The sequence below is a fragment of the Chryseobacterium sp. KLBC 52 genome (genome assembly GCF_003347605.1).
In the GTDB taxonomy this organism is placed as follows: domain Bacteria; phylum Bacteroidota; class Bacteroidia; order Flavobacteriales; family Weeksellaceae; genus Chryseobacterium.
On the sequence record NZ_QDFZ01000005.1, the window covers coordinates 237,576 to 261,411 of the forward strand.

At 37.4% G+C, this 23,836-nt stretch carries 22 protein-coding genes and 1 pseudogene; 15 read left to right on the top strand and 8 right to left on the bottom strand.

What is annotated here, in order from left to right; all coding sequences use genetic code 11:
* Positions 1-27: 27 nt before the first annotated feature.
* From DDF69_RS07420 to DDF69_RS07430, 3 genes are all read left to right on the top strand, one after another.
* Positions 28-1,704 carry an NADPH-dependent assimilatory sulfite reductase hemoprotein subunit gene (locus DDF69_RS07420; protein WP_114820220.1) on the top strand — a complete coding sequence of 559 codons (1,677 nt, stop codon included), beginning with the start codon at positions 28-30 and terminating at the stop codon, positions 1,702-1,704.
* Positions 1,705-2,066: 362 nt separating this feature from the next.
* Positions 2,067-4,943: a TonB-dependent receptor gene (locus tag DDF69_RS07425; protein WP_114820221.1), complete on the top strand. Its 2,877-nt coding sequence runs from the start codon at positions 2,067-2,069 to the stop codon at positions 4,941-4,943.
* A 5-nt stretch (positions 4,944-4,948) separates the two neighbouring features.
* Positions 4,949-6,466, top strand: a complete 1,518-nt coding sequence (locus DDF69_RS07430) for a TSUP family transporter (RefSeq protein ID WP_114820222.1) — start codon at positions 4,949-4,951, stop codon at positions 6,464-6,466.
* A 459-nt stretch (positions 6,467-6,925) separates the two neighbouring features.
* Here DDF69_RS07430 and DDF69_RS07435 read toward each other — a convergent pair whose 3' ends face one another.
* The 4 genes from DDF69_RS07435 to DDF69_RS07450 form a co-directional block, all read right to left on the bottom strand.
* Positions 6,926-7,834, bottom strand: a complete 909-nt coding sequence (locus DDF69_RS07435; RefSeq protein WP_114820223.1) for a helix-turn-helix domain-containing protein — start codon at positions 7,832-7,834, stop codon at positions 6,926-6,928.
* A gap of 121 nt (positions 7,835-7,955) precedes the next feature.
* Positions 7,956-8,891: an NAD-dependent epimerase/dehydratase family protein gene (locus DDF69_RS07440; protein WP_114820259.1), complete on the bottom strand. Its 936-nt coding sequence runs from the start codon at positions 8,889-8,891 to the stop codon at positions 7,956-7,958.
* A 249-nt stretch (positions 8,892-9,140) separates the two neighbouring features.
* The gene (locus DDF69_RS07445) at positions 9,141-9,530 is read right to left on the bottom strand and encodes a DoxX family protein (protein WP_114820224.1); all 390 of its coding nucleotides are present in this window, start codon (positions 9,528-9,530) and stop codon (positions 9,141-9,143) included.
* A gap of 107 nt (positions 9,531-9,637) precedes the next feature.
* Positions 9,638-10,618 carry a polysaccharide deacetylase family protein gene (locus DDF69_RS07450; RefSeq protein ID WP_114820225.1) on the bottom strand — a complete coding sequence of 327 codons (981 nt, stop codon included), beginning with the start codon at positions 10,616-10,618 and terminating at the stop codon, positions 9,638-9,640.
* 90 nt (positions 10,619-10,708) lie between these two features.
* Here DDF69_RS07450 and DDF69_RS07455 point away from each other — a divergent pair, with 90 nt between their 5' ends.
* Genes DDF69_RS07455 through DDF69_RS22015 form a run of 3 tightly spaced genes read left to right on the top strand, consistent with a single transcriptional unit; the run spans position 10,709 to position 12,320 of the window.
* Entirely contained in the window at positions 10,709-11,563 is an 855-nt protein-coding gene (locus tag DDF69_RS07455; protein ID WP_114820226.1) for an AraC family transcriptional regulator, read from the top strand.
* Positions 11,564-11,613: 50 nt separating this feature from the next.
* A complete protein-coding gene (locus DDF69_RS07460; protein WP_114820227.1) occupies positions 11,614-12,081 on the top strand; it encodes an NUDIX hydrolase in 468 nt (155 codons plus the stop codon).
* 11 nt (positions 12,082-12,092) lie between these two features.
* Positions 12,093-12,320 carry a hypothetical protein gene (locus tag DDF69_RS22015; protein WP_162800885.1) on the top strand — a complete coding sequence of 76 codons (228 nt, stop codon included), beginning with the start codon at positions 12,093-12,095 and terminating at the stop codon, positions 12,318-12,320.
* A 62-nt stretch (positions 12,321-12,382) separates the two neighbouring features.
* Here the strand turns inward: DDF69_RS22015 and DDF69_RS07465 are convergent, their stop codons facing one another.
* Positions 12,383-12,874 (bottom strand): hypothetical protein, encoded by a 492-nt coding sequence (locus DDF69_RS07465; protein WP_114820228.1) that lies wholly within the window; start codon positions 12,872-12,874, stop codon positions 12,383-12,385.
* A 163-nt stretch (positions 12,875-13,037) separates the two neighbouring features.
* Between DDF69_RS07465 and DDF69_RS07470 the strand changes: the two genes are divergently transcribed.
* Positions 13,038-14,297: a hypothetical protein gene (locus tag DDF69_RS07470; RefSeq protein ID WP_114820229.1), complete on the top strand. Its 1,260-nt coding sequence runs from the start codon at positions 13,038-13,040 to the stop codon at positions 14,295-14,297.
* Positions 14,298-14,645: 348 nt separating this feature from the next.
* The gene (locus DDF69_RS07475; protein ID WP_034697952.1) at positions 14,646-15,131 is read left to right on the top strand and encodes a hypothetical protein; all 486 of its coding nucleotides are present in this window, start codon (positions 14,646-14,648) and stop codon (positions 15,129-15,131) included.
* A gap of 64 nt (positions 15,132-15,195) precedes the next feature.
* Here DDF69_RS07475 and DDF69_RS07480 read toward each other — a convergent pair whose 3' ends face one another.
* A complete protein-coding gene (locus tag DDF69_RS07480; RefSeq protein ID WP_114820230.1) occupies positions 15,196-15,585 on the bottom strand; it encodes a Fur family transcriptional regulator in 390 nt (129 codons plus the stop codon).
* Positions 15,586-15,671: 86 nt separating this feature from the next.
* On the opposite strand from DDF69_RS07480, the gene DDF69_RS07485 reads away from it, so the two are divergent.
* The 5 genes and pseudogenes from DDF69_RS07485 to DDF69_RS07505 all read left to right on the top strand — a co-directional run.
* Positions 15,672-16,010, top strand: coding sequence for a MerC domain-containing protein (locus DDF69_RS07485; RefSeq protein ID WP_114820231.1), 339 nt, complete (start codon positions 15,672-15,674; stop codon positions 16,008-16,010).
* A gap of 4 nt (positions 16,011-16,014) precedes the next feature.
* Complete coding sequence (locus DDF69_RS07490) at positions 16,015-17,217, top strand: GTP-binding protein (protein WP_114820232.1); 1,203 nt, start codon at positions 16,015-16,017, stop codon at positions 17,215-17,217.
* A gap of 78 nt (positions 17,218-17,295) precedes the next feature.
* The gene (locus tag DDF69_RS07495) at positions 17,296-18,690 is read left to right on the top strand and encodes an alkaline phosphatase (RefSeq protein ID WP_114820233.1); all 1,395 of its coding nucleotides are present in this window, start codon (positions 17,296-17,298) and stop codon (positions 18,688-18,690) included.
* A 216-nt stretch (positions 18,691-18,906) separates the two neighbouring features.
* Positions 18,907-20,232 carry a phosphatidylserine decarboxylase family protein gene (locus tag DDF69_RS07500; RefSeq protein WP_114820234.1) on the top strand — a complete coding sequence of 442 codons (1,326 nt, stop codon included), beginning with the start codon at positions 18,907-18,909 and terminating at the stop codon, positions 20,230-20,232.
* A 221-nt stretch (positions 20,233-20,453) separates the two neighbouring features.
* Positions 20,454-20,794: pseudogene (locus DDF69_RS07505) on the top strand (ABC transporter permease); the annotation flags it as partial.
* Between the two features lie 21 nt (positions 20,795-20,815).
* Here the strand turns inward: DDF69_RS07505 and DDF69_RS07510 are convergent.
* Together DDF69_RS07510 and DDF69_RS07515 are read right to left on the bottom strand one after the other, a co-directional pair.
* Positions 20,816-21,640, bottom strand: coding sequence for an anti-sigma factor domain-containing protein (locus tag DDF69_RS07510; protein WP_114820235.1), 825 nt, complete (start codon positions 21,638-21,640; stop codon positions 20,816-20,818).
* Position 21,641: 1 nt separating this feature from the next.
* Entirely contained in the window at positions 21,642-22,211 is a 570-nt protein-coding gene (locus tag DDF69_RS07515) for an RNA polymerase sigma factor (protein ID WP_228411944.1), read from the bottom strand.
* Positions 22,212-22,463: 252 nt separating this feature from the next.
* Here DDF69_RS07515 and DDF69_RS07520 point away from each other — a divergent pair, with 252 nt between their 5' ends.
* Both DDF69_RS07520 and DDF69_RS07525 read left to right on the top strand, forming a co-directional pair.
* Positions 22,464-23,033: a fasciclin domain-containing protein gene (locus DDF69_RS07520; protein WP_114820236.1), complete on the top strand. Its 570-nt coding sequence runs from the start codon at positions 22,464-22,466 to the stop codon at positions 23,031-23,033.
* A gap of 79 nt (positions 23,034-23,112) precedes the next feature.
* Entirely contained in the window at positions 23,113-23,823 is a 711-nt protein-coding gene (locus DDF69_RS07525) for a ferritin-like domain-containing protein (protein WP_114820237.1), read from the top strand.
* Positions 23,824-23,836: the final 13 nt, after the last annotated feature.

Consider the following 23,836-nt stretch of genomic DNA (forward strand, 5'->3'; position numbering starts at 1 on the left):
TACCCGTAAAAATTAAAGGAAACAATTATGAACAACAATAAAGAGAACCTTTCACCGGTAGAAAAAATTAAAACCGGCAGTAACGGACTCAGAGGAACTTTAAAGGAAAGCCTTGCAGATAACTTCACCGGAGCCATCAGAGAAGATGACCAGACTGTCATCAAATTCCACGGAATGTACCAACAGGACGACAGAGACAGAAGAGAAGAACGTGTCTCCAAAAAACTGGAGTGGCTGTATTCTTATATGATCAGATTAAGACTTCCTGGTGGTTTTTTAACTCCTCAACAATGGGTAGGGTTGAATGAAACAGCAGAAGATCATTCCACAGGAACCATAAAAGTAACCACAAGGCAAACCATTCAACTTCATGGTATTTTAAAATCTCATTTAAGACCAACCATTCAGAGCTTTAATCTGCAGCATCTGGATTCTATTGCAGCATGTGGGGACGTCAACAGAAATGTTACCTGTACTGCCAATCCTTCGGAATCACCTTTACAGCAGGAAGCCTACGAACTGGCAGGAAAAATCAGCGAAATGTGTCTTCCTAAAACTAAATCTTATTATGACATCTGGATTGATGACGAACTTCTGGTAGACCGTAAAGCAGAGGAAGATCCTCTATATCAGGACAGATATCTTCCGAGAAAACTGAAAATTGGAATTGCAGTTCCGCCTAATAATGATGTAGATGTATTCATCAATGATATTGCTTTAATCGCCATTATCGAAAATGATAAAATTGTAGGTTACAATATCGCTGCCGGAGGAGGATTAGGAGCAACACACGGAAATGAAGCCACTTACGCCCGTCTTGCATCCATTCTTGGATTTGTAGATACGGAAGAAAAAGTATTGAAAGCGGTCTACGAAATCATCACAGTACAAAGAGACTTCGGAAACAGAAGCGACCGAAAATTATCAAGATTAAAGTATACAATTGATAAATTGGGTATCGACCAGTATAGATCTGAAGTAGAAAAAAGAACAGGATTCAGTTTTGAACCTGCAAGAGAATTCAAATTTGAACAACGAAAAGACCGCTATGGCTGGATTCAGAATCATGAAGGAAAATGGTTTTATACCGTATTTGTAGAGCACGGAAGAATTCTTAACACTGCAGAATATCCTTTAAAATCAGGATTACTAAAAATCGCACAAACTGGAAAAGCCAATTTCCGATTTACCTGTAACCAGAACCTTATTCTGGCAGATATTGACGAAAAAGATAAGCCTGAAATTGAAAACATTTTAAAAGAACACGGAATTTCGGATTATACGAATGGGGCAAGTGCCTTACGTAAAAATTCTGTTGCGTGTGTTGCCCTGAACACTTGTTCATTGGCTTTGGCAGAAGCACAGCGTTATTTGCCTTCCTTAGTCACAAAAATAGAACCTATTCTTGAAAAATATGGACTGCTGGAAGAAGATATTACCATCCGTATGACCGGCTGTCCAAACGGCTGCGGAAGATCTCCCAATGCTGAAATCGGATTTGTAGGTACAGCTTATGGGAAATATAATCTTCACATCGGTGGAGACCGCTTAGGAATGCGACTGAATACAAAATTTAAAGAAAACATTGGTGAAGAAGAAATCCTGACCACGCTGGATGAACTTTTCGGAATTTATGTACAGAAAAGACTTGCAGAAGAAACATTTGGTGATTTTTCATACCGTTACTTACACACCCTAAATTAATTATATGGCTAATTTTCATTATGATCTGAAAAAAAACAAAAAAACTCAACCTCTTCATTTAGGCGGACGAATGTGTATGTGTTGTTGATTTTCAAAATAACAATACAAACAAAGCTGTTTGAAGTTTTTGAATTATTATGAAACTTTACGAGACTGTCATTGCGAACCGAAGGTGAAGCAATCTCAGCAATACTATTAATGGCTTAAACCACTCCGTCAAAAATTCTTTGAATTTTCGCCACCCCTCCAAAAGAGGGGAATTCTAAGCCCTTCAATTGTAATTGTAAACAATATAGAAGACTTTCATCATAGAAGTAAAAAAATTCAGACAGCTTCATTCTCAACCTAAAAAATGAAGCAAAATGAAAAACAAAAAACAGGGAAATTTTCTACCAAAAGCAGGTATTATTGCATTCACATTTCTATTCTTTAACTTCGCAGAAGCGCAGCAGCAGCTTATAGAGCTTAGCGGAAGCATCAAAAATACAGATACACGCAAAAGTCTTGACTCTGTAAAAATACAGATCGAAAATACACAGGACATTGCATTAACTGATAAGCTGGGTAATTTTAAGCTCAGAACCAGAGTTACCATTCCATTTCGGGTAGTGGTTCAAAAAGATGGTTTCACGAGTCAAACTGTTGAAATACTTTCACCTTCCAACAAAATAACAATAGGGTTAAACCCACAAAATACAATTATTGATGATGTCGTGATTTCCGCATCCAGAGTTCCGGAAAAAATATTAAGATCACCAATTGCCATTGAAAAAATTGATATTAAAACCATCAGAGAAAGTCCGGCAGCATCATTCTATGAAACACTGGAAAATGTAAAAGGGCTTCAGCTTTTAACCTCAAGTCTTACGTTGAAAATTCCTAATTCAAGAGGTTTCAATTCTCCTAATAATTTTCGTTTTATGCAGCTGGTAGACGGAGTAGATGTACAGTCGGCAACATTGGGAGTACCGTTGGGAAATGCCATTGGGCCTACAGAACTGGATATTCAATCTATGGAAGTTACGCCTGGAGCCGCTTCTGCATTATACGGAATGAATGCCATCAATGGTTTGGCAAGTTTACAGACCAAAGATCCGTTTACTTCCGAAGGAATAAGCGTTTATTTCCGTGGTGGAGTGAATCATGTAGACAATGTTAACCATAAAATAAGTTCGTTAGGAGAAAGTGCTATCCGTTTTGCAAAGGTGATCAATAAAAACTTTGCTGTTAAAGTCAATGCCTCTTATTTCAGCGGAACCGACTGGATTTCCAATAATCTGACCGATCAGAATTCAGGATCACTTGTTACAGCCAATCCTAATTTTGCACTGGCCAACAATCCGGCAGAAGACCTTTGGAATAAATACGGTGATGAAAGAAATAACCGTGTAGCTGTAAAGGTGGACTACAACGGAAAACCAACCACGTTCAATGTTTCCAGGACTGGCTATCTGGAGAAAGATCTGGTAAGTCCGGATGTGAAAAATATCAAGTTTGATGCAGGATTGTACTACCGTTTCGGAGATCAGTGGAGAACCTCTTACGTGTATCGTTATGGCTTACTGGACGGAACTTTCCAGAGAGGAAATAAAATCCGTCTGCAGAATGCTACGGTTCAGAACCATAAAATAGAACTCACAGGAAAAGAACTGACCTTCAGAGCTTATGTATCCATAGAAAATACGGGAGATTCTTATAATCTGAAACCGTTGGCAGATAATCTTGATCTTACCAACCTTTCCAATACGAACTGGAAAAATATATTTCAAACGACGCTCCAGAATAGCCTGAATTCAGGAGTTAATCTTAATGATGCATTCACCTTAGCGCGCCAGGAAGCAGATAAAAACAGAGTTGTACCGGGAACGGCAGCCTTTGAGCAATTAAAAAATACCATCATCGGAATCAACAACTGGGATTCGGCCAATGGAGGTGTAGCAGGAGCTCCGGCAACGGGCGGAGCAAAACTTGAACAGAAATCCCGCTTTTATCAGGGTGAACTTACCTACGATTTCAGCAGATTTGTGAAGATATTCAACCTTCTTGCAGGTGTAGATTACCGTTTGTACAGCATTACTCCGGATGGAAACAATTTTGTCGATTTCAACCGTCCGGTGAATGAAAGAAACATTCCTTTAGCCAATGGTACTTTTGGAAAAGATGTGATTTATCAGAAATATGGTGCTTTTGCACAGATTACCAAGCTTTTCTTTGATGATAAATTAAAAATTAACGCAGCTTTACGTATCGACAGAAACCCTGAATTTGAAGCAAAACTGAATCCGAGAATCAGTGTTGTCTATTCTCCGGTGAAAGAGCATAATTTCAGAGCTTCTTTCCAGAACGGATATCGTTTTCCATCACTATTTGAAGCCCTTTCTTTTGTGAACAACGGAAACGTAAGAAGAGTAGGCGGACTTTCAAAAGTGAATGACGGATTAGGCTATCTGGAAAATTCTTACACATTGGCTTCCATTGATAAATTCACCTCAGCAGTAAATGCAGATGTAGATGCAGGGAAAACCCAGGCTCAGGCGGCTCAGGATAACAAACAGCTTTTAACTGTAGCCAATCTGCAGAAATTACAGCCGGAAAAAATCAATTCATTTGAAGTAGGGTATAAGTCCACTTTTTTCAATAATAAACTTGTGCTGGACTGGGATTTTTATTACAATATTTACGAAGGATTCCTTGGTCAGGTAGAGGTGGCAGTTCCAAAAAACAGTCAGGTAGGAAGCAATACCGCTGTTCTTGCTATGCTCGATAGAAGCAAACAGGATCGTTATAGAGTTTATACCAACAGCAACAATACGTACAAAAGCTATGGAACGTCTTTAGGAATTCGTTATAATATCACAGGAAATTATAATGTGAATACCAATGTTTCTTATAATGATCTTGCTTCCAATAATAGTTCAGACCTGTTTATCACCGCTTTCAACACCCCGAAATGGATGGTAAATGTAAGTGTTGGAAACAGAGAGATTGTTAAAAATATAGGGTTTACCCTTGTGGCAAGATGGCAGAGTGGCTTTATGTGGGAAAGTCCTTTAGCATCCGGAGCAATTCCTGCTTACTATACGATTGATGCCCAGGCTACATGGAAACTTCCTGAAATTCGTGCGAATATTAAAATTGGAGCCACCAATCTGCTGAACCGTCGTTATTTCCAGTATGCAGCAGGTCCTGAAATCGGAGGACTCTACTACCTCGCTTTTACTTATGATTTAAAACTGTAATCAGGATGAGCAATTCATTATATCCCATATTTTTAAAACTTGAAAACCTTTCACTGCTGATCATCGGTGGTGGTAAGGTTGCTTTGGAAAAACTGGAATCTGTATTAGGGAATTCACCCGAAACTTCCATCAAACTGGTAGCCAAAGAGATTATCCCCGAAGTCAGAACCTTACAAAATCAGTTTTCCAATATTATAATGCACGAAAGAGCCTATGCCGATCATGATTTTAATGATGCTGATCTGGCCATTATTGCGGTAAATGATATTGAACTGGCAGGGGAAATCAGAGAAAAAGCCCAGGAAAAAAATGTACTGGTCAATATTGCCGACAAGCCGGATCTATGTGATTTTTATTTGGGTTCCATTGTTAAAAAGGGAAGTCTCAAAATAGCCATTTCCACCAACGGAAAGTCCCCGACCATTGCTAAAAGATTAAGGGAAACCTTTACAGAAGTGATTCCTGATGAAATGAATCATGTATTAGACAATATGCAGCATATCCGCAATCAACTGACCGGAGATTTCAATTACAAAGTAAAAGAACTCAATAAAATTACTACGGAATATCTGTCAGACGGAAAAGTTGCTGCAAAACCAGACATGGAAATTGAAAAACTGATCAGTATAACAAAAACTGCTCAGAGAAAAGCCAATATTTATCTGGCCATCATAGGAGTTTTACTGCTTTTCGGACTGTTTGGACTTGTGGTGTATCAGTTCAATCTTTCCGGAGATATCCAGTATTTTCTGAATAAAGATGGTCATGTTTTTTACTGGATGCTGTTTGCCGGATTTATGGCAGAGATTGTTGCCGGCTCCATGGGAATGGGATATGGAGTGATATGTACCACGATCCTTTTGCTACTGAATGTTCCGCCTCCCGTTGTAAGCGCAAGTATTCATTCTGCAGAATCTTTTACCACTGCAGCCGGAAGTTTCAGTCATTATAAACTGGAAAATGTCAATAAAAAAATGGTATGGGTTTTATTCCCGCTGGCTATTGTAGGCTCTATCATAGGTGCTTTAACGTTGTCTCACTATGGCGAACACTACGCTCATATTGTAAAACCTATTATTGCCTGCTACACCTTGTATCTTGGAATCAATATTTTAAAAAATGCATTCAAAGATAAAAAATCAGGGCAACGGAGAACCAAAAGAAGAACAAATCTCAGAGTATTAGGTTTGGTAGGAGGTTTTATCGATTCTTTTGCAGGAGGTGGTTGGGGACCATTGGTAACCGGAACATTGATTAAAGAGGGAAGAATTCCCCGTTATGTAGTGGGAAGCTCTACTGTTGCTAAGTTTTTACTGACTATTACGAGTGCCATTACCTTCATTTTTACCATTGGTATCCATCACTGGAATATTGTGTTGGGGCTTTTGCTGGGTGGTGTTTTTACCGCTCCGTTTTCTGCGATGCTTACGGCAAAACTTCCAACAAAGAAAATGTTCGTGGTGGTAGGAATGGTGGTTATTGCCATGAGCCTTATTACGATAATAAAATCAATCTTATCGTAAGACAAGTATAAAATTAAAGAAAAATAAGCGCAAAGATTTTAATGTTTTACTTTATTTTGAGGGATCATAGGGAAAAATTAATGATACAGTTTACGGACATTATCATTACTCATTTTTAGTAAAAATCTGAAACCATTAAAACTTTGCGTTTTTTATTTTTAAATACTTTTTAACTTTATAGTTCTCTGGAGGTTTTGGGTACGCAAAGACGCAAAATGAAATAAAAAAAACTGTTATAAGAACACAAGGATTTTATCTCCGATAAAATTGAATACAGCATACTTTGTTTTTTATCTCACGCTGATTTTGCAGATTATGCAGATCTTAATAAAAAATCTGCGTAATCTGTATCATCTGCGAGAAAAATGAATAATACTTCCCGCTTTCTGAAAATCTCCCATTGAGCAAAGTTGAAATATTCTTATGTCTTAATTATGATAAAGTTTACTCATGATAGTATCAATTAAAAGACTTCCTGAAATCTAAAGGAGAAACAGCAGTCTGATTTTTAAATAAGCGATGAAAAGACTGAGGATGTTCAAATCCTAAATTGTAGGCAATCTCCGAAACAGACATTGTAGTGGTAGACAACATTTCTTTTGCTTTTTCAATCACTCTGTTCTGAATATGCTGCTGGGTTGTCTGTCCCGTATGAACTCTCAGCATATCACTCAGATAATTGGGACTTATTTTCATCTGTGCAGCCACAAACTGTACTGTAGGAATCCCAGTGACCAGCAGTTTTTCATTTTTAAAATAATCATCGAGCAACGTTTCAAGCTGGGTTAAAAGATCATGATTCACTTTTTTCCGGGTTAAAAACTGACGGTTGTAGAACCTGTCACAGTATTTTAAGAGTAAATCAATATTGGAAACCAACAAATCCTGAGTAAAACCATCCATATTGGATTCAATCTCTCTGCTGATATTATCCATGATGTCCGTTACCGATTTTTCTTCTTTCTCAGAAAGATACAGGGCTTCATTGGCAGAATAAGAGAAATAGCCATAATCCTTTATAGCAGATGCTAGCGGATATCCCTGCAGAAAATCAGGGTGAATAACGAGTACATTTCCTCTCACCTCAGAAAGTAAAATATCTTCAAACTGAAGTACCTGATTAGGAGCAATGAAATACATAATTCCATCCTCAAAATCATAATAATGCTGTCCATATTTGCATCTTCCAGCACAGTCTTTTTTTATCGAAACTACATAGAAATCTGTGGTTACAGCACTCAGAATAGTTTCCGGATCAACATTCACTTCATTAAAATCAAACACACTGATCAAAGGATTGGAAGGCCTTTTCAAGTTCAGGAAGTTGTGTAATGCAGTGATGGATGTTACTTTTTCGGGAGCTTTCATTTTATTTCTTTTTTACCACCCCGTCAAAAATTCTTTGAATTTTTGCTACCGCTCCGGAGGATGGGAATATTTTGTCCTTCGGTGGTGGTATTGGTGTTTCTAAGGTACTTATTTTAAGGGATTATTTTGTCGTTTGCTGTTCTTTTTTTATCTGTTCAATTCCCTGTCTGTAGGTCGTTACCGGAAATTCTGGAAATCTTTTCCTGAATTTTGAATCATCAAACAGATTATCATATTGGTATCTTGGAAGCAGTTCCTGTAATTCTTTTGCATTTTTGTTGAATAAAGATCCTACGGTAAAAGCCAGTTTTGGAATAACAGAATACCTTAACTCTTTGCCATAAATGTTAGAAGCTAAGGCAATGAATTCTTTATAAGTTAATTTATGATCATCCACGGGTAGATGCCACGTCTGTCCGTAAGCATCCGGAGTATTTCCAATTAAAGCAGTGGCGCGGCTTGCATCAGGTGTCCAGATCAGGCTTCGCAGTTGATCATCTCTTAAAGGTACTTTCAGCTTTTTATTCTCCTTAATTGCATTGAAAATAAGGCTATTCGTAATACTCTGCGTTTTTCCAGGGCCATAAAATTCAGGAGCCCTGCAGATTACAGCCTGTATTGTTCCGGCTTTCATCTCTTTTAAAAGCATTTCTGTCATCTGTTTTCTTACAATTCCTTTTCTTCCGACAGGATCAAACGGGGTTTGTTCGGTTAAAACAAGATTGTTTTGAGGATACATATAGGTGTTATCAAAAAACACGAGCCTGGTACCATTGATTTTACAAGCTTCAATAACGTTTTTCATGATGACCACGAATTGCTTTTCCCACAGATCGGTATCCATAGGAAGTCCAAGGGTGAAGTAAGCAATTTCACTTCCTTTCACAGCTTCAATTGCTTTTTCTCTGTCTGATAAATCTGCAGAAAAAACAGTGTCAGTATCATTTACTTTTTTAGCATTTCTGCTGACAATACGGATATCTGAGGTATAGTTTCTCTTAAGCTCTCTTGCCAGTTCTTCACCAATCTGTCCATTGGCTCCTAATATAGTTTGCATCATTTTTTATTTTGAGGGTTATGTATTGTGTTGAAAATAAATTGAATATCCTCAACAGCTGTTATTGATGATGCAAAATTCGGGCATAATTGTAAAAACAGAGTAGCAGAATCTATGGAAGTTGTAACATAATCTCAGATCACGTAAAAAACCGGGAAAGAAAAGCTGACAAAATTTGAATAATATCCTTCTTCTTATTCTCTCTGTAACCTTTTATATCCCGGTCTTAATCGTTTTCTTTGTTCTTTATCATTTTCTGTCCAAAGCCAGACCATTGTCATCAATTCTGCTGATCAAAATGTAGAACAATCCTGCATAGATCATCTGAATGCCCATTGCTTCCCAGTTTTCAACAGTGCTGCTTCCAAAAAGTAACAGGATAATCAGAGAAGCTCCGGCTATAGCCGCAATACGGGTTTTAAAACCAATCATCAGCAATAACCCGATGAGAAATTCTAAAAAGGGGAGTGTAACACCAAAAAGATGGACCAATGGCTGTGGAAGCCAGCTTGTTTCAAAACCTTTCATCATTCCTGAGGCGAAGTCCTGCAATTTTACGAGGCGGACCAATCCATGTCCCAAAAGGTTGATTCCCATCGGTACACGCAGGAAAAAATAGGCTGTTTTTATATTATTCATAGAGGTATTTTTAGGATGGAAGAGCGAAGATGGAAGATAGAAGTTATACAAGTCATAAAACTGCTGTACAGACTTCGATAACTTCCTGCATCCAGCTTCCAGCCTCCTTACTTATTAAACTTTTCTTCGCTGTTATCAATCGGAGTATCAGCATCATTCATCACCATTTTGGCGATATCATCTTTTCTCATAAAGACGACACCCTGTTTTTCTTTGGTGTATTTAATAAATTCTTCCATGGCATGAACCATTGCAGGTGTTCCTCCGATTCTGTCATGGAAACTGATGCTCATCATTCTTCTTTTTGATGCACCTTCTTCATACAAACGGTCAAACTCAAATTTCAGCTGTGCTAAAAACTGATCAGGACTCCAGTGTTTTCCTTCAATATTGACAATATCATTGTTACGAAGCGTATAAGGAACGACTACAAAGTTTTTTCCTTTTACTTTGGTAATGAAAGGTTCATCATGGCTTAAGTCATCGATATGATATAAAAAGCCCAGATCCTGTAAAACTTTAAGGGTATTCGGGCTTCTTCTCAGCCAGTTGGCATTATAACCAACAGCTTTCTGTCCTGTAATCTTTTCTACAACATCCACACCTTTCTTTACGAAATTCAGTTCGTCAGCATAATTTTTATTCCACTGGTTATCCCAGGTAAAGCCATGAGCTGCAATTTCATGACCACCGTTGGCAATAGCTTTGGCAACTTCAGGATATCTTTCAGCAGCGGTTCCCACGACATGGGAGGTTACTTTGATATTGTATTTTTTCCATAAATCCAACATCCGGTAAATTCCTTCATTTCCTCCGTAGCGATACCAGCTTTCTGCAGGAAGATCCGGCTGCCCTTTAGGTAGAGGAGTTCCACTGAAAGGACTTTCAGCGCCTTCCGGCTGTCCACCCGTTTCAAACTGCATGGAAACGGAAATAACCAATTGAGCTCCATTCGGCCAGTATTTTTTTGTTCGGGTCTGTTTTTCATGCTGCTGCTCTTTTTCTGTTGTATACCTTTCATGATCAGAAAAGGACATCAGAACAATTGTCGAGGCAAGCAGCAGTACTGATTGTTTTATATATTTCATTTTGAATGTATTGATAAGACAAAATTCATCAATAATCCATTGTTATATATTGTAAAAATTAATGGTAAATTTGTAAAAATTCATTCCACTATGAAACGAATCGTTAATTTCAACTCTTTCAATGTTTTCAGTATTGAAAAAGAAAGCTGGGATGTTGAATATCACAATCATAATTTTTACGAACTGATCATCATAGAAAGTGGAAAAGGATTTCATCATCTTAACAATATTACATTTCCCTATAAAAAAGGAGATGTTTTTCTCTTAAGGCCAAGTGATGGCCATGAATTTTCAATTAAAAACAAAACGAAATTCATTTATATAAAATTCACAGAGCAGTATATCTGGGAAAATTTACTGCCCAACAAAAAGAATGAACTTAAAAAGGCTGTACAGCTCCTGATGGAAGATCATTCCTTCGTGTATGAATCAGCGATTAAGAGTAAAACAGACAGGATGCATCTATTACAGCTTGCCCGGATTCTCCTATATGAATTCAGTCATAAAAATACCTATAACAAAGAGATAACTACAGACCTCTTTTCCAGTATTATTACGATTCTGATCCGGAATACAATGCAAAATACTGCTGCAAAAAGCAGGATTGCACAAAATATAAGCAAAATTGAGAGGATCTTATATTATATCAATGTCAATGCGTTGGATGCAGATAAAATGAAAATTGAAAACCTGGCCAAAGAATTTATGCTGTCTCACAATTACATCAGCATTTACATCAAAAAACAGACGGGATTCTCCATACAACAGCATGTCATACAGCATAAGCTGAAGACTGCTGAAAAGCTTTTACTGCAAAGCCATTATAATATAAGTGAAATTGCCGACAGGCTGGGTTTCAATGATGCCAGCCACTTCCATAAAATGTTCAAGGTGTATAAGGAAATGTCTCCTTCTGAGTTTAAAAAGAAAGGTTTATCTTATTGATTATCTGATTAAATATTTTTTATATCTTTAATAGTCAAACCTTTAATCCTATGAAAACAAGTGCAGGTATTTTGCTTTTTAAAAAAGAAAAAGGCAATCTGTATTATTTTTTGGTTCATCCCGGCGGGCCGTTCTGGAGGAATAAAAATCTTGGAGCATGGTCTATTCCTAAAGGCGAGATTCTTCCTGACGAAGATCCATTGGAGCGTGCACTGACAGAATTTAAAGAAGAAACGGGAAAAACAATAGAAGGGAGCTTCATCGAATTATCACCCGTTACACAAAAAGGAGGAAAAACTGTTTATGCATGGGCGTTAGAAACTGATCTTGATACTTCCGACCTTTGCAGCAATACTTTTTCATTGGAATGGCCGCCTAAATCAGGTAAAATAATAGAAGTTCCGGAAGTAGATCAATGGATATGGTTTGATTCCGCAGAAGCACAGCAACGCATCAACACAGCACAGAAGGATTTTATAACAGAGCTCGAAAGTATACTAAAAATCAATAACACTTAAAAACAAAAACCATGAAAAAATTAAACAGAAAAGCATTGAAAAACGTGATGGGAGCAATCGGTATAGAATTGAATCTTCCTCTTCCAGTAGGAGTTTGCCTTGGCAATCTGCTTTCTCTATGTCCTCCTCACTCTCATTGCCGTGCAGATGAAAGGTGCTATCCTGATGCTGCAGGTCCTTGTATCAACGGACTTTGTCCTTCAGGCTATCACTGCCATTCCGGAGAATGTGTACGATAAAAGAGAACAAACAAAAAACCTTTATCAGATCTGATAAAGGTTTTTCATTATAGGGTAAGGTTTTACCGCTTTATCCCAATTGCTATTAATGCACTGGATGTTAAAAAGATATCATCAAATACGGTCAGTGATTCTACATCATTGAATCCTGAAGGAAGCAGGTCATTTTTATTAAAAGACAATTCAATAGAAGGATCATAAGAGGCAATGATTCTCACTTTTGAGTATCCATTATAATCTACTTTAAATCCTTCAAACATACAGTTCTGCTCGGCCTTCTGATATTCAGCATATTCTTCAAAACCCACAATATCCGTTCTTTTTCCATCATTATGATCCAAAGATTTCCATGCGGTATAATTTTTAGGCTCTTTCAGAATCTCTCCTTTACGGTCTACAGGAACAAACATTCCAAGAGTCAAACGCTTCTTTAAGAAATTGGCATAATTATTCATCAGATTCAGAATCTGAAGATCGGCATATCCTTCGTGTGAATAATACTCCAGCACGAAAGTTGTCATCGGAATCAGCTTAAGAGAAGCATCAGTCGGCATATTTAGTCTTTACTTTTTTGGGCGATAAAAATAGTATTTTTATTTACGCTACCCAATGGAAACAGATGAATAGGATGGAATTTATACCCATTCTGAATAACAATAACTTTAGGACAAACTCTCATTTTTCATTATTTTTGAAGGAATAACCATTCAAACCATTATGAACACCTCTGTGAAAGACATGAAAACTTTCGCAGATATCAATTACAATATGTTGAATAAGATACTATTGGCAGCAGGAATCATTCAATGCTGCTTCTGCAATATCCAGGCTCAGAGTGCCGGAGCACGCCCGGTCTATACCTCCGAATGGGGTCACCTTTATCGTGAAAATGGAAAAAATAAAGACGTTTTGGGAATCTTTTCTACCGAAGCACCGGTTTACCTCCTGGATTCTACCCAAACACAATACAAAGTACAGGTAAGCAACGGAGATATTGGTTTTATAGACCGCCAGCCACTCCAAAAGTCTATGCGTGGGAAAAAATCAGCGGATGAGCCACTACAATATTTCTATAGAGGAAAAGAGGGATATCAATGTCCCCATTTTTATGTGCAGGGATCAGAATTGCGTGTACGAAAAGGACCTACAACAGAAAGTACGGCAACACGAAAAGCAGCTTTAAATGAACTGATGTGCATTGATTATGTACCTCTGTATCAGGATGGCTGGGTATATATTGGCGACCATTTCCACGAGAATCCGGAATATATCCAGATGAAATACCTGGGAACAGAACTTACCTACGACCAAATTCTGAAGGATTATCTGGCTGCAAAAGGAAAGAACAAGGAAAAAGAACTGACTCAGGTTGGAAGATTGCGCGAAATCGCATGGCTGGAAGATAAAAATCTTAAACAAGCATTACTTTATTGGAAAGAATCTTATTCAGGGATAGAAAACCCAAAAGTAGATATCGATTTTGAGCTTCTTCTGGCAGATCAATTGGCGAAAAAGCCCCAAACTGAAATCTATGAGAAAAAGCTGAAAGGGTTAAATATGCATTTCACATGGAAAGAAACCCAACTTTTTGACGAAAAAATTACAGAGACAAAGGTGAAACAGCTGGAAATGCAGAAAGTAAAAGACATTCCCAATACCCCTGAATGTGGCTGGGAACCTCAATATTTTTACAGAACACCTGATATTATTGTAGCCTTTGAAGAATATAAAGGAAAAGTTTCCGGAAGTATTTACAAAATGTTTTTTAATAACGGAGGAGCTGTGATTCTCGGCCATGAACGCATGGATTCCCATTATAATGAAAAGGATTTTGTTACCCGTTTCGGAGATCTGCTCTCAACACGCTGGATTGCTTCTCCTCACGAATATTATATTCAAAATGGAGATGCAGGGGTTTTTATTTTTACATTCAAAGAGGGAAAACTTTTCAGCTATGAATGTATGTTTTATTGTTAAAAAATTCTAATCATTTTTATCAATACAAGTGGGCTTCAGCGGGAACTTAAAAGATAGTAAGTTTTGGCTGAAGCCATAGGATTTAATGATCTTAGTAAAACGGGCTAAAGCCCGTTCCTATTGAATATTTACAATTTTTTCCAAATATTTTTTAGTATCTGCGATAATGACAACAATTAATTATTTAATAATTTTTAGATCAATTTATTTATCAATAGGAGTGGGCTTTAGCCCACTTATTTTATAAAGTATTCTTCCATTGGCTTTAGCCGAAACTTAAAATGTTTTCTAGCATAAGTATTAAATTTTAAAGCTGTATCTTTACTTCACCAAACAAAATATTACAATATGTCATTTATAACACCGGAAGGAGCCAGGAAGGCTCAGCTATCCCTATCTGAAAGGGCACCCGTTGCTCATTCCATTCTCTCAGGGGAAGAGAATATTTCGAAATACAACAGTGGAGTATGTCATGATGTGGTTGCTTATGCATTGTATATGCGTGGTGCCAGGATAAGTCCTACTCAGCTTGCAGAATCTGCAGGACAAAAATGGTTAACTTTATTCAATTATCCGGCTGGAGAAAAATGGGACGGATACACACCTATTCCTGCAGGAAAAGCCATTGGTTTTTACAGACTTATTGATAAAACATTCTTTCACTCAGCGATTACAACAGGAAACGGAAATGAAATCAGATCTGTCAACGGATTTTCATTAGGATCGGCATGGACAGTACCTGTGGATATGAAATGGGTATTGGGCAAAAAGAATTCTGACGGAACCTTTAATTATGATGGTACCAAAATAGAAGTTTATATTTCTTCTTTATAGCAGATTTATATTTCAATACAATAAAAGGCAGATCAGCATATTCGCTTTTCTGCCTTTTTATTTTTTAAGCATCAGCACACTTCGGGCATATCCCGCTGATGATAAAATTATATTCCTGTGCGATAAAATGTTCCGGTAAACTGATTTCCGGAATAGCGTTTTCAATGCACGTCACAGAATGACATTCCTTACAGTTAAAATGAACATGATTGTGAAAATGCTGTTCATGTGAGCATTTTCCACTGCACTTAGCAAAATTTACCACCCCGTCAATATTGACGATCTTGTGTATAGCGCCTTCGTTTTCAAGCCTTTCCAACACCCTGTAAATAGTTACTCTATTGCACAGATCTCCCAGTTTCTTCTGAATATCTGAATGGGTAAGGGCTACATCTGAACCATTGATAAGGTTTAAAATTTCCGTTTTGGCGTGCGTATTTCTGACCTGTTTCATATTTTAATGCAACAAAGTTGCGTTATTTAAATTTTTATCTCTACTTTTGCAACAAAGTTACGATAAGAAAATTAATCCATACTATTATGAAATCAAAAATTCTTGATGCTGTAGGAATCTCCGCTGCTGTTTTATGCCTGATTCATTGTATTGTCTTTCCGTTATTATTAATTGTTCCTCTGGGAATATCCCATAACCCTTATATTGATCTGGCTTTTCTTTGCATTGGAGCCGTTGTGGTGTTCAGAATAACGAAGAAAATGGAAAACCGATGGCTGAAGTTTTTATTCTGGGCATCTATAGCTCTCATTTTCATTTCTATATTGGTAGATTTCCTGTTTGAAGTCCATATTCCTCTCATTTATGCAGGAGCTGTCGGATTAATTACCGGTCATATCATCAATTTTAAAAATCATAAACATTAAGAGCATGACTAAAAAACTTCCTGTAACGGTACTCAGCGGCTTTCTGGGAGCTGGAAAAACGACACTACTGAATCATATTCTTCACAATAAACAAGGATTAAAAGTAGCAGTCATCGTGAATGATATGAGCGAAATTAATATTGATGCACGCCTTGTTGAAAATCAAAATACCCTTTCAAGAACTGAAGAAAAACTGGTAGAAATGAGTAACGGCTGCATCTGTTGTACACTTCGTGAAGATCTTATGGTAGAAGTAGAACGTTTGGCAAATGAAAACCGTTTTGATTATCTCCTTATCGAAAGTACGGGAATCAGTGAGCCTATTCCTGTTGCACAAACCTTTACTTATATTGATGAAGAGAGCGGCATAGATTTATCTCGTTTCAGCTATGTTGATACAATGGTAACGGTGGTAGATTGTTTCAATTTCATGAATGATTTCGGATCCAATGAAATGTTGCTGGATCGTGATCTTACCGATATGGAAGGCGATTACAGAACGATTGTCAATCTTCTGACCGACCAGATTGAATTTGCCAATGTGATTATTCTAAACAAAACAGATCTTATAGATAAAGAAACATTAGGTTTTTTAAAAGCATCGATCAGAAAACTGAATCCCGATGCGACACTTTTACATTCAGAGTTTGGGAAAATTGAACCGAAAAAGATTTTAAATACCCAACTTTTTGATTTTGATAAGGCACAGTCGTCCGCAGGCTGGCAAAAAGAATTACAAGCCGATCATCACACCCCGGAAACTGAAGAATATGGAATAAGCTCATTGGTTTTCAGAGATAAAAAACCTTTCCATCCTATAAGATTGTGGGAATATCTGAATCACCATTATCCACAAGGAGTCATCAGAGCTAAAGGTTTGTTCTGGTTAGCCTCAAGGCCCAACGATGCCTTGAATTTTTCTCAGGCAGGAGGTTCTTTCAGGCTTGAAAAAGCAGGCGTTTGGTGGAGTAGTATGCCTATGAATTACAGGGTTCAGTATTCTTCATTTGTAGAAAACCAACAGTTCATAGAAAGCAGATGGGATAAAAACTGGGACGACAGAATTAATGAATTGGTGTTTATCGGACAGAATCTGGATAAAGAACAAATGTTATCAGATCTCCAACACTGTCTTATTAATGAAAGAGAAAAAGAACTGTTTGATAAAAAACAAAGTTTTGAAGATCCGTTTCCGAAGAATATTTAAAATTAACCTTTAATTAATGCAACATTGTTTCGATAAAGAATTAAATACGATAACTTACAGCATTATTTCAAAAACAATATGGACAGAAGAAAATTTCTAAAAGGATCTGCACTACTTTCAGGGTTATTGACCTTATCACCATCTGATCTATGGAGCTTCGGGAAAAATACCGAACTGCACCAGAAAGGAAAAGCGAAGAATATCATCTTTATGGTAAGTGACGGGATGAGTCTGGGAACACTTTCAATGGCAGATTTGTATTCACGGAACATGTTAGGAAAAGGAAGTAACTGGCTTAATCTGTATCATGATAAAAAGGTAACCCGAGCTTTAATGGACACCGCTTCTGCAAGTTCTATCGTAACAGATTCTGCTGCCGCCAGTTCAGCTTTTGGAGGAGGAATAAGAGTTAAAAACGGAACCCTGAATATAGGGCCCAATGGAGAAAAGCATCTTCCCATATGGCAGAAATATAAAAAAGCAGGAAAGAAAGCCGGTTGTGTGACTACAGTAACCATTACTCATGCAACTCCTGCCGGATTCTGTATAAATTCTTCCCAAAGAAATGCTGAACCTCAAATTGCAGAAATGTATGCAGAGCTGGAATTCGACGTGCTCTTAGGAGGCGGAGACGAGTTTTTCAACCCTGCAAAAAGAGAAGACAAAAAAGATCTCTATTCCGTTTACAGCAAAAAAGGATATAGGATTCTGAAAACACAAAATGATCTGAAAGAAATCAAAAAAGGAGAAAAACTATTAGGAATCTTCAGTACAGGAGCATTACCGTATACCATTGACAGAACGCATCTTACTGAGTACAAAAATACACCAACTCTTGCCGAAATGGCTAATACTGCTATCCATCAGATGAAAGATCATCCAGAAGGTTTTGTCCTTCAGGTAGAAGCCGGAAAAGTAGACTGGTCTGCTCACGCGAATGATGTTTCTGCTCTTATCCATGATCAGCTGGCGTTTGATGAAGCTGTAAAGGCAGTCATAGATTTTGCGGAAAAAGATGGAAATACTCTGGTGATTATCACAACAGACCATGGAAACGCCAATCCGGGAACCATTTATGGAGCCGATGCTACCAAGAATTTTAACAGCATTTCAGAATACAAATACACCAACGAATATATTCTGAACAAGATTCACAAAGATGATTCGGTAAAAGATATTAAAGACTGGATTTATGAAGGCAATAAAATCACACTGAACGATGATGAAGCCAGACATATTTTGAGTTTTTACAACGGACTTGAAAAAGAAGAAGGACTTTATAATTATAAGAAACTGCCTTTTAAATTATATTCAGAAATTCAGAAAAGCAGGAATTCTGTGGGGTGGATCAGCATGGATCATTCCGGAGATTATGTGGAAGTAGCGGCTTATGGTCCTGGAAACGAGCTTTTACAGCCGTTTATTAAAAATACAGACCTTCATGATCTGATGCTGAAGGCCTGTCTGGTATAGACATTCATATTTTTTCATATTTAATTATTTGGGAGATACGAGGCGGATTGATTGTGTCCGCCTTGTTTTTTTTGTGCATAGAAATAAACTTTCATCAAAATTACATAGTAGGTGTTTTTACTTATTTCACATTAAGTAGAAATACTATTGTGGTATTCTGCCGATTGAAGTAACTTTATAGTACCATCAATTTAAAAAAAACTTAAAAACCGTACTATGAACCATGTAAAATACAGAGTGGGGAAATGGCTGCCCTCAGACAGAAAGTTCCTCAACACCTGGCTGGAAAAAAAAGTAAAACAGGCTCAAAACAGCAGACTTCCAATGAATCCGGCCGTTGCTGATCTCAGGGACGCGATCTACAATGATCCTGTTTTATATATGAGCTTTACCAGCATGTATGATGAGATCCCGCAAGGATACAATGAACCTGTTAAAAACTTCGAAACCATGCTCCTTATTATCAATCAGGTTTTACAGGAAGCGCCTTGCTACAGTGTTATAGAAGATAATATAGGACTTGTAGGATTTCCCATCAATGCGATTGTAGACTGGGCAATGGGAACACAGGCAGGATATTTAACGTTTCTTCATCCCGAAGTGAATCAAAAACTAAGCGTTATTTTAGCAGAATGGAAGACTTTTCTGGAATCTCCGGCATCACAATATGTTTTGGTGAATGGTCCGGTAAACCAACCACAGCCGGATTACACCAATCCTTTAGGCTGGTTTTCACCACAAGCCCTGGAAGCCATTGCCGCCATGGATCCTTTAAGAGGAAAAGGGAATAATCCTGAAGATCCTTTGCAGAATTTCATTTACAATTATCAATGTCAACCTGATGAACCTTATTTTGGATTCAAAAGCTGGGACGATTTTTTTACCCGTCAATTTAATCCGGGAGTGAGAGAAGTAAGTCAAGAAGACAAAGATCCGTCAGTGATTGTTAACGCCTGCGAATCGGCTCCTTATAATTGTGTTACCAATGCCCAGATGAAAGATAAATTCTGGATGAAAGGGCAGCCTTATTCCTTACTGGATATTATGAACCATCATGAACTGGCTCAGAAATTTGGTGATAACAGCACAGTCTATCAGGCATTTCTTTGTGCTAAAACCTATCATCGATGGAACAGTCCGGTAGATGGTACCATTGTAGCCATTGAGAATGTTCCGGGAACCTATTACGCTGAAGCTCCTATTGAAGGTTATGATCCTTCCGGCCCCAATGATTCTCAGGGATATATCACAGAACTGGCTACACGTGCCTTGATTTTCATCCAGTCGGATAATGATAAAATAGGATTGATGTGTTTTGTCGCTGTTGGAATGGCTGAAGTATCCAGCTGTGAAATTACAGTAAAAGAAGGAGATCATGTTAAAAAAGGAGATCCTATAGGGACCTTCCATTTTGGTGGATCTACCCACTGTCTGATTTTCAGGCCTGAAGTCAATATTGATTTTGACTTCCATGGGCAGACACCTTGCCTGAATACCTATAACATTCCTTTGAAAGCAAGAATCGGAGTAGTCACAAACTAGATCATACGTCAAAATCATATGTATCAATCATAGAAACAGAAAATAATTTTCAGTTTCTATGATTTTTTTATAGAAGTTATGAAACAGTAAACTTTTCCATAATTCTGTTCTCAAAACAGATGAAACGCTTTACACTAAAACATACAACATGTTATTTATCAACAAATTAAATAGCATTATATACAATTTAATCAAATGATTAAAATATTTGATTAAATTATACCCTTTATGTTTTTGCCGCAATTTATCTTATTGCTTTACTCGGGTTGGGACTGCTCATATCCACTTTTGCTGATACCCAGCTGCAGGCCATGTTTATTGCCTATTTCTTTATGATGGTATTTATGCTGATGAGTGGTTTTTTACGAATACCGAAAGTATGCCGGACTGGGCCCGGAAAATGTCTAATCTTACGCCAGTAACTTATTTTATTAAAGTAGTAAGACTTATTATATTGAAAGACAGCTGATTACATGAAGTACAAACCGAATTCTTTTATCTGATAGGATTTGCCATTGTTCTCAACGGGCTTGAGATTTATAATTACAGAAAGACCAATTAAACAAAATGAAATGGGTGAAACTTATATTTCACCCATTACAAACATATTTTCCATAGTAGGAACGCTGCTTCCGCCTTCTTTTTCAAGCGTAATAGCAAAAGCCTGAGCTTCCGGTATACTGGCCAAGGCAATCCTGCTGTCTTTATCTTCAGTGTACATTCCGGCATTTACCGGTTTCCCGTCTTCTATCGCCCAAAGCTGATATTGCATACCTTCAGGGGCTTTGGGAAGTTTTTCTGCATTCAGATAGACTTCTTTTGTTTTTTTATCCCAGAAAACCATGGCTTTGGCCTCTGTATGTTTTTCTACACCCTTCAGCATCACCATCTGCATATCAGGATTAGAAAACATATCAATCTTAAGATTCATTTTCTCCATAGCCCGATCCTGATTCTTCTTGTCTGCCATCATCAATGCCATTTTCTCCTGATTGGCAGATTGCGTATTCATCCAGAATACGTTTCCGCCAACACTTACCAGAAATAATACCGAAGCTGCTATAGCATAGGTTTTCCATGGAGTGCTTCTCTGAATCTCCTTTCTGTCTGTATTATTTTCTGCCTGTCTTCCTACTACAGGAATATCTGGTGAAAGAGCAGGAGTTATTTCTTCAACCACCTGTTCCTGCTGAATTTTATTCCAGATCTTAGATTTCAAATCACCTGGAGGTGTTACAGCCTGAGCTGTAGCAAGTTGTTCCAAAGTTTTCTGTGCTTCTTCAAAAGCCGCTTTCACTTCAGCATTATTCTTCATCACACACTCCAAAATCCCTGCTTCCTCGGGAGAAGCATGACCAAGAATATAAGATTCTATAATTCCGGATGATATGTATTCTTTAGTGTTCAATTTATTGATAATCTTTTAGCAAATCTTTTAATTTCATCAGTGCATTCCGCATTTTCGTTTTTACCGTTCCCAGCGGTATCTTCAGTTTTTCGGATATTTCATGCTGGGTATATCCCTGATAATAAGCAAGGTTTATAAGTTCCTGCTTGTCTGCTTCCAGATCTTCCAGCACGTTATTAAATCCGATATAATCGGAAGAATTATTGGTAGTTGAAAGTTCTGCAGTATTATATACGAAATCGGGAAGTGATTGGTTTTTAAGCTCATTCTGGAATCCTTTAGACTTTAGATAGTCGATAGCCGTATTACGGGCAATATTGATCATCCATGTATAAAACCGCCCTTTGGACGAGTCATACTGATGAATGGAGTTCCATATTTTAACAAAAACATCCTGAATAACTTCTTCGGTATATTCTTTAGACTGAACGATTCGAAGAATGATTCCATACAACGCACCGGAGTAGTGGTCATACAGATAATGAAAACCGTTTTCGTTTTTTTCTTTTAATAAAACGATAAGTTCTTCTTCAGAATAGGTTGTTTTAATAATATTTATTTTTCTGCTCAAATGTAATAAAATAAAACATATAGTCAACAAAATCCAATACATATTTTATTTCATACATGTTTTCCTGAGAATTATTGAAAAATATTCAATTTTTAAATAGTATTTCAGAAGTTGATTCTATTATCCACGAAAAATAATCCACTACAAATCAGATAGTTATAATTTATTTTGTTTTTTTTCAATCTAAAACAAAACCAGCCTCGTAAATGATTTTAAAAACACATTCAATATAATTAACTAAAAATCAACGTAATGAACACACATTCAAGAATCACAATTTTAGCAATGGTAGTTTTATCATTTGCTTTCAGCGGGAAGGTAACTGCACAAACGATGAAAGAAAAAACAGTAATGGTAGGAGGAGCTCCTATGTATCCTTCCAAGAACATTATTGAAAATGCGGTCAACTCCAGGGATCATAAAACCCTTGTAGCTGCCGTAAAAGCTGCCGGTCTGGTAGAAACATTACAGGGAGCAGGACCTTTTACCGTATTGGCACCTACAGATGCTGCCTTTGCAAAACTTCCAAAAGGAACGGTAGAAAATCTTGTAAAACCTGAAAACAAAGCCACACTTACTTCTATCTTAACCTATCATGTTCTTCCCGGAAGATACAGTGCTAAAGAAATTTGGGCCGCTGTAAAAGCAGGGAATGGAAAAAGTATGATGAAAACTGTACAGGGAGAGGATCTTACTTTCTGGACCAAAGGAAAAGACCTTTACATTAAAGATGCAAAAGGAAACAGCGCCAAAGTAACAATTGCTGATGTGAACCAATCTAACGGAGTGATTCATGTAATAGATACGGTATTGATGCCATAATAAATTCTAAGATTTCAGACAGCATATTCACTATGCTGTTTTTCTTTCTTTTATATCTAACACTAGAAAAATTAATAGTATGAAAAAATCAATTCAGGTTTCTAATCAAGGTGCCACCCTTGATACCAGCAGAAGAAACTTTTTAAAATTAAGTGGAGTGGGACTGGCCATCGCAGGTCTTACCATCATCGGATGTAATGACGATGATGACTTTCAGATCATAGAAGAATCCAAGTATGATCTTGGAACAGGAGATGTAGGCGTACTCAATTATGCCTATGCTCTGGAACAGCTTGAAGCCGATTTTTATACCAAAGTAGTCAACAATTTTTATACGGGAATTTCCAGTATTGAAAAAGAGGTTTTTACAGATCTCTACCATCACGAGGTGATTCACAGAGATTTTTTCAAAGTTGCGATTAGTGGTGCTACAGATCATGTACTCCCTAAACTTGAATTCCAATATCCGAATGTGAATTTTAATGACAGAAATTCAGTATTGGCTACCGCAAAAGCATTGGAAGATACCGGTGTTGCAGCTTATAATGGAGCGGGAAAATATATTTCCAATTCTGCCTATCTTGTGATTGCCGGCAAAATAGTTTCTGTGGAAGCCAGACATGCCTCTGCCATCAGAAATTTAATCAATCCCGGATCTGCAGATTTCTCGGGAGATGATGTGATAGATGCCAATGGACTTGATCTCGCCAAAGAGCCGAAAGACATTGTAATGGCTGCCGGAGCATTCATCAAAACCCCTTTTACCTGGAAAGAAAGAGGGATCAACTAATCATTCACCTTAA

Excerpts from the sequence above, each read along its gene's own strand:
- DDF69_RS07420 (WP_114820220.1), top strand. The coding sequence starts at position 28 with ATGAACAACAATAAAGAGAACCTTTCACCGGTAGAAAAAATTAAAACC.
- DDF69_RS07425 (WP_114820221.1), top strand. The coding sequence starts at position 2,067 with ATGAAAAACAAAAAACAGGGAAATTTTCTACCAAAAGCAGGTATTATT.
- DDF69_RS07430 (WP_114820222.1), top strand. The coding sequence starts at position 4,949 with ATGAGCAATTCATTATATCCCATATTTTTAAAACTTGAAAACCTTTCA.
- DDF69_RS07435 (WP_114820223.1), bottom strand. The coding sequence starts at position 7,834 with ATGAAAGCTCCCGAAAAAGTAACATCCATCACTGCATTACACAACTTC.
- DDF69_RS07440 (WP_114820259.1), bottom strand. The coding sequence starts at position 8,891 with ATGCAAACTATATTAGGAGCCAATGGACAGATTGGTGAAGAACTGGCA.
- DDF69_RS07445 (WP_114820224.1), bottom strand. The coding sequence starts at position 9,530 with ATGAATAATATAAAAACAGCCTATTTTTTCCTGCGTGTACCGATGGGA.
- DDF69_RS07450 (WP_114820225.1), bottom strand. The coding sequence starts at position 10,618 with ATGAAATATATAAAACAATCAGTACTGCTGCTTGCCTCGACAATTGTT.
- DDF69_RS07455 (WP_114820226.1), top strand. The coding sequence starts at position 10,709 with ATGAAACGAATCGTTAATTTCAACTCTTTCAATGTTTTCAGTATTGAA.
- DDF69_RS07460 (WP_114820227.1), top strand. The coding sequence starts at position 11,614 with ATGAAAACAAGTGCAGGTATTTTGCTTTTTAAAAAAGAAAAAGGCAAT.
- DDF69_RS22015 (WP_162800885.1), top strand. The coding sequence starts at position 12,093 with ATGAAAAAATTAAACAGAAAAGCATTGAAAAACGTGATGGGAGCAATC.
- DDF69_RS07465 (WP_114820228.1), bottom strand. The coding sequence starts at position 12,874 with ATGCCGACTGATGCTTCTCTTAAGCTGATTCCGATGACAACTTTCGTG.
- DDF69_RS07470 (WP_114820229.1), top strand. The coding sequence starts at position 13,038 with ATGAACACCTCTGTGAAAGACATGAAAACTTTCGCAGATATCAATTAC.
- DDF69_RS07475 (WP_034697952.1), top strand. The coding sequence starts at position 14,646 with ATGTCATTTATAACACCGGAAGGAGCCAGGAAGGCTCAGCTATCCCTA.
- DDF69_RS07480 (WP_114820230.1), bottom strand. The coding sequence starts at position 15,585 with ATGAAACAGGTCAGAAATACGCACGCCAAAACGGAAATTTTAAACCTT.
- DDF69_RS07485 (WP_114820231.1), top strand. The coding sequence starts at position 15,672 with ATGAAATCAAAAATTCTTGATGCTGTAGGAATCTCCGCTGCTGTTTTA.
- DDF69_RS07490 (WP_114820232.1), top strand. The coding sequence starts at position 16,015 with ATGACTAAAAAACTTCCTGTAACGGTACTCAGCGGCTTTCTGGGAGCT.
- DDF69_RS07495 (WP_114820233.1), top strand. The coding sequence starts at position 17,296 with ATGGACAGAAGAAAATTTCTAAAAGGATCTGCACTACTTTCAGGGTTA.
- DDF69_RS07500 (WP_114820234.1), top strand. The coding sequence starts at position 18,907 with ATGAACCATGTAAAATACAGAGTGGGGAAATGGCTGCCCTCAGACAGA.
- DDF69_RS07520 (WP_114820236.1), top strand. The coding sequence starts at position 22,464 with ATGAACACACATTCAAGAATCACAATTTTAGCAATGGTAGTTTTATCA.
- DDF69_RS07525 (WP_114820237.1), top strand. The coding sequence starts at position 23,113 with ATGAAAAAATCAATTCAGGTTTCTAATCAAGGTGCCACCCTTGATACC.